Genomic DNA, 4,049 nt, shown 5'->3' with positions numbered 1-4,049 from the left:
GTTCGGGGCGCACGGGCTCGTCTATCTGGGGCTGTTCGCGGTCGTCACCGTCGTCGCGACCTTCAACTACCGGCGTACGAAGCGGCAGATGGGCGTGAGCGGGGTGGCGGCTGCGGGGAACGGTGAGCAGCAGCAGGTGCCGGGGATGGGGGCGGTGCTGAAGTTCATGCCGCTGATGTCGTTCATGACGCTGTTCACGGTCGCCTTCGTGCCGTTGGCCGCCGCGTTGTACGTGGTGACCAGTACGACGTGGAGTGCGGTCGAGCGGGCTGTGCTGTACCGGGACATGCCGGGGGCGTCGCCGTTGGCGGCTGCCGCCGGGTGAAGGTCCACGTGCTGAACCGGGTCTTGCGGAGTGGACGTACAGCTTGGAGCATCGACCAGACCTCCGATGGTTGTGCACCTGGTGCAGAGAGATGGGGATCATGAAGCTGCTGCGAGTCGGTACGGCTGGGGCGGAGCGGCCCGCGCTGCTCGATGCCGAAGGGGTTCTACGGGACCTGTCGGGCATCGTCGCGGACATCGACGGGGCGCTGCTCGCCGACGACGCGGCGCTCGGCCGGATCCGGAGCGCGGCCGAGGCGGGGGAGCTGCCCGCCCTGGACGCGGCGGGGCTGCGGGTCGGGCCGCCGCTCGCCCGGATCGGCAAGGTTGTCTGCATCGGCCTCAACTACCACGACCACGCCACCGAGACCGGCGCCGAGCCGCCCGCCGAGCCGGTCATCTTCTTCAAGGCGGCGGACACGGTCGTCGGGCCGTACGACACGGTCCTCGTGCCGCGCACGTCGGAGAAGACGGACTGGGAGGTCGAGCTGGCGGTCGTCATCGGGCGTACGGCGCGCTATCTCGGCTCGCACGAGGAGGCGCTCGCGCATGTCGCCGGGTACGCGGTGGCGCACGACGTTTCCGAGCGCGCCTTCCAGATCGAGCGGGGCGGGACGTGGGACAAGGGCAAGAACTGCGAGACGTTCAACCCGCTCGGGCCGTGGCTGGTGACGTCGGACGAGGTGCCGGATCCGCAGCAGCTGTCGCTGAAGTTGTGGGTCAACGGCGAGCTGAAGCAGGACGGCAGCACGGCCGACCAGATCTTTCCCGTGGCTGAAGTGGTGCGGTATGTAAGCCAGTTCATGACGCTTTACCCCGGGGACGTCGTCAATACGGGGACGCCGGCGGGGGTGGCCCTCGGCCAGCCCGAGCCGAAGCCGTTCCTGCGGGCCGGGGACGTGGTGGAGCTGGAGATTGAAGGGCTGGGGCGACAGCGGCAGGAGCTCAAAGACGCGTAGCGCCTCCCGGCGGCAGGTATGACGGCGGCGCTCGGCTTCCCGGCGTGACCAGGAGGCCGAGCGTATCGTTGTACTGCGCGGCTGCCTGAAGACAGGATCGCGATGCCCGAGGAGAGTGACGAGCGCACTCTGGACATGATGTTCGAGTGGCTTGAGCCCGCCCCCGAGGGGTTCAAGTTCGAGATCGTCCAGGGGGCCATCTACATGTGGCCGCAGTGGGACAGCCACTGGGACATCATCTCGGGCATCTGCGAGCAGCTGAGGACCAAGTACCCGCGCAAGCGCCTGAAGTCGGACGTCCGGATCGACTACCCGGGCCGTCTCAACGGCTTCGCCTCCGATGTAACTGCCCTCAAGGAGGGCGCGTTCAAGGACGACAAGGGGCGCTGGCGGTACCAGGACGTCGAGTTCATCGCCGAGGTGATCTACAAGAACACCGCGGCCAACGACTACGGGCCCAAGCTGGAGGCCTACGCCGCTGCCGAAGTGCCGGTCTACCTGATCGTCAACCCGTACACCGCCGAGTGGCACCTCCACACGCTCCCCCACGGCGGCAAGTACCGCGGGAACCTGACCCTCGACTTCGGTGACGAGATCGACCTCACTCAGACCCCGGTCGGCATCAAGCTCACCACGGACGACTTCCCGCGCGAGGCCGGTGCCACCGCCGACCCCGCTAACCCGCGATAAACCGCTCCAACGCCTCCACCACCATCGCGTGATCCTCCAGCTGCGGCAGTCCCGACACCACCACCGCACCGATTACGCCCGCGCCCTCGACCGTGATCGGGAAGGCGCCGCCGTGGGCCGCGTACACGTCCGGGTCGAGGCGGGAGTCGTCCTCGAACGTCGAGCCCTTGGCGCGGAAGCGGGTGCCGACGAGGAGGGACGAGGCGGCGTAGCGCTCTACTACTCGGCGTTTGCGGGTGATCCAGGCGTCGTTGTCGGGGGTGGAGCCGGGGAGGGCGGCGTGGAAGAGCTGTTGGCCGGAGCGGGTGATGTCGATCGCTACCGGGGCGCCCCGCTCGCGGGCGAGGTCGACGAGGAGTGTGCCCAGGGTCCAGGCGTCGTCGTAGGTGAAATGGGGGAGCGTCAACCGGAGCTCCTGGGCCTCGAGTTCGGCGACGCTGGGGGCGAGGGTGGGGACGTCGGTGGGTGCCTTGGGGGTCACAGTGTCACCGCCACTCCGTCGCGGGCCGAGCGGCGCGCGGCTTCCAGTACGTCGAGGGCGGCGGCCGCTTCCAGGGCGGTGACCGGGTTTTCGGCGGTGCTTTGGAGGGCGGCGGCGAGGGCGGCGTAGTACGCGGGGTACGCGCCCGGCAGGGTCGGGACGGGGTGGCCGCCGCCGGTCACGGGGGACTCGCCGGAGCCGAGGCGGCCCCACAGGTCCTCGGGCTCAACTCCCCAGTCTTTGCCGGGCGTTGGGCGTTCGCCCTCGCGGAGGGCGGCTTCCTGGGGGTCCAGGCCGTACTTGACGTAGCCGGCCTTCGAGCCCAGTACCCGGAAGCGGGGGCCGAGTTGGGCGGTGGTGGCGGAGGCGTAGAGGTGGGTGCGGACGCCGCTCGTGTGCGTGATCGCGATGAATGTGTCGTCGTCCGCCTCGGCGCCGGGGCGGCGTACGTCCGACTCCGCGTACACCGAGGCCGCGGGGCCGAAGAGGACCAGTGCCTGGTCGACGACGTGGCTGCCGAGGTCGTACAGCAGACCTCCGACCTCTGCCGGGTCGCCGGACTCGCGCCAGCCGCCCTTGAGCTCGGGGCGCCAGCGTTCGAAGCGGGACTCGAAGCGGTAGACGTCGCCGAGTTCGCCGTCGGCGAGGAGCTTCTGGAGGGTCAGGAAGTCGTGGTCCCAGCGGCGGTTCTGGAAGACGGAGAGGAGCAGGCCGCGTTCGTCGGCCAACGCGGCCAGTTCGCGGGCCTGGGCCGCCGTACCCGCGATCGGCTTGTCGACCACGACCGGGAGGCCCGCCTTGAGGGCGGCGGTGGCGAGCGGGACGTGGGTCTTGTTCGGGGAGGCGATGACGATCAGGTCCAAGTCGTCGGCGCGGGCCCAGAGTTCGTCGGGGGCCGCCGCGATCCGTACGTCCGGGAATTCGGTCCGCGCCTGCTGCTGCCGCTCCGGGTTCGCGGTGACGATCGTGTCGAGGCGGAGTCCCTCGGTGGCGGCGATCAGGGGGGCGTGGAAGACGGAGCCTGCGAGGCCGTAGCCGATGAGGCCTACGCGGAACACGCGGGAGGGGGCGACAGGGGATGTGTGGGTCATGTTCTCCACCATGCCCCCCACTTAAGCAACGCTGTTGCCGAAGGGCAAGCCGGGGGGACAATGGGTTCGTGAACAGGAGCAACGGCGGAGGCGGAGCGAATCTGTACGCACTGCGCGGCTACAACGCGGCGCTGGTGCTCGATCTGCTGCGCAGCGCCGGGCGCGCGGGCATCAGCCGGCTCGAACTCGCCGAGCGTACGGGGCTGACCCCGCAGGCCGTCAGCAAGATCACCGCGCGGCTGCGGGACGACGGCCTGGTCGAGGAGGCGGGACGGCAGGCCTCCACGGGGGGCAAGCCGCGGACGTCGCTGCGCCTCGTGCCGGAGGCCGGACACGCGGTGGGCCTGCACCTCGAACGGGATGAGCTGAGGGCGGTGCCGCCGGTACGCGGCGAGCAGCGCCCGCTCCCGTGCCGTGGCCTGCTCCAGCAGTCGCGCCTCTATGCCGCGGGCGGCTTCACGGACCAGCCGCACCATGCCGGGGTCGCCGTTGTCACGCAGGCAG

Annotated in this window: 5 protein-coding genes and 1 pseudogene; 4 read left to right on the top strand and 2 right to left on the bottom strand. The window is 70.1% G+C overall.

Going from position 1 to position 4,049, the window contains the following annotated elements:
* From G6048_RS47125 to G6048_RS47115, 3 genes and pseudogenes are all read left to right on the top strand, one after another.
* A pseudogene (locus G6048_RS47125) lies at positions 1-325 on the top strand (hypothetical protein); the annotation flags it as partial.
* A 100-nt stretch (positions 326-425) separates the two neighbouring features.
* Positions 426-1,283 (top strand): fumarylacetoacetate hydrolase family protein, encoded by an 858-nt coding sequence (locus G6048_RS47120; RefSeq protein WP_165345756.1) that lies wholly within the window; start codon positions 426-428, stop codon positions 1,281-1,283.
* 102 nt (positions 1,284-1,385) lie between these two features.
* The gene (locus tag G6048_RS47115; protein ID WP_165345755.1) at positions 1,386-1,973 is read left to right on the top strand and encodes a Uma2 family endonuclease; all 588 of its coding nucleotides are present in this window, start codon (positions 1,386-1,388) and stop codon (positions 1,971-1,973) included.
* On the opposite strand, the gene G6048_RS47110 is transcribed toward G6048_RS47115, so the two are convergent.
* Complete coding sequence (locus G6048_RS47110; RefSeq protein WP_165345754.1) at positions 1,960-2,454, bottom strand: heme-degrading domain-containing protein; 495 nt, start codon at positions 2,452-2,454, stop codon at positions 1,960-1,962. The two genes, G6048_RS47115 and G6048_RS47110, sit on opposite strands and share 14 nt — an antisense overlap.
* Positions 2,451-3,545 (bottom strand): Gfo/Idh/MocA family protein, encoded by a 1,095-nt coding sequence (locus G6048_RS47105; RefSeq protein WP_165345753.1) that lies wholly within the window; start codon positions 3,543-3,545, stop codon positions 2,451-2,453. Before G6048_RS47105 ends, G6048_RS47110 begins: the two co-directional genes overlap by 4 nt.
* Before the next feature lie 68 nt (positions 3,546-3,613).
* On the opposite strand from G6048_RS47105, the gene G6048_RS47100 reads away from it, so the two are divergent.
* On the top strand, positions 3,614-4,049 hold a 436-nt coding region (locus G6048_RS47100; protein WP_328829060.1), incomplete at its 3' end, for a winged helix-turn-helix transcriptional regulator.

This window comes from Streptomyces ureilyticus, from assembly GCF_011045025.1.
Classification (GTDB): Bacteria; Actinomycetota; Actinomycetes; order Streptomycetales; family Streptomycetaceae; genus Streptomyces; species Streptomyces ureilyticus.
Note: the sequence above shows the minus strand (reverse complement) of the source record. Positions and strands in the feature narration are given on the sequence as shown.

Coding starts and splice junctions, on each gene's coding strand:
- G6048_RS47115 (WP_165345755.1), top strand. CDS start 1,386: ATGCCCGAGGAGAGTGACGAGCGCACTCTGGACATGATGTTCGAGTGG.
- G6048_RS47120 (WP_165345756.1), top strand. CDS start 426: ATGAAGCTGCTGCGAGTCGGTACGGCTGGGGCGGAGCGGCCCGCGCTG.
- G6048_RS47105 (WP_165345753.1), bottom strand. CDS start 3,545: ATGACCCACACATCCCCTGTCGCCCCCTCCCGCGTGTTCCGCGTAGGC.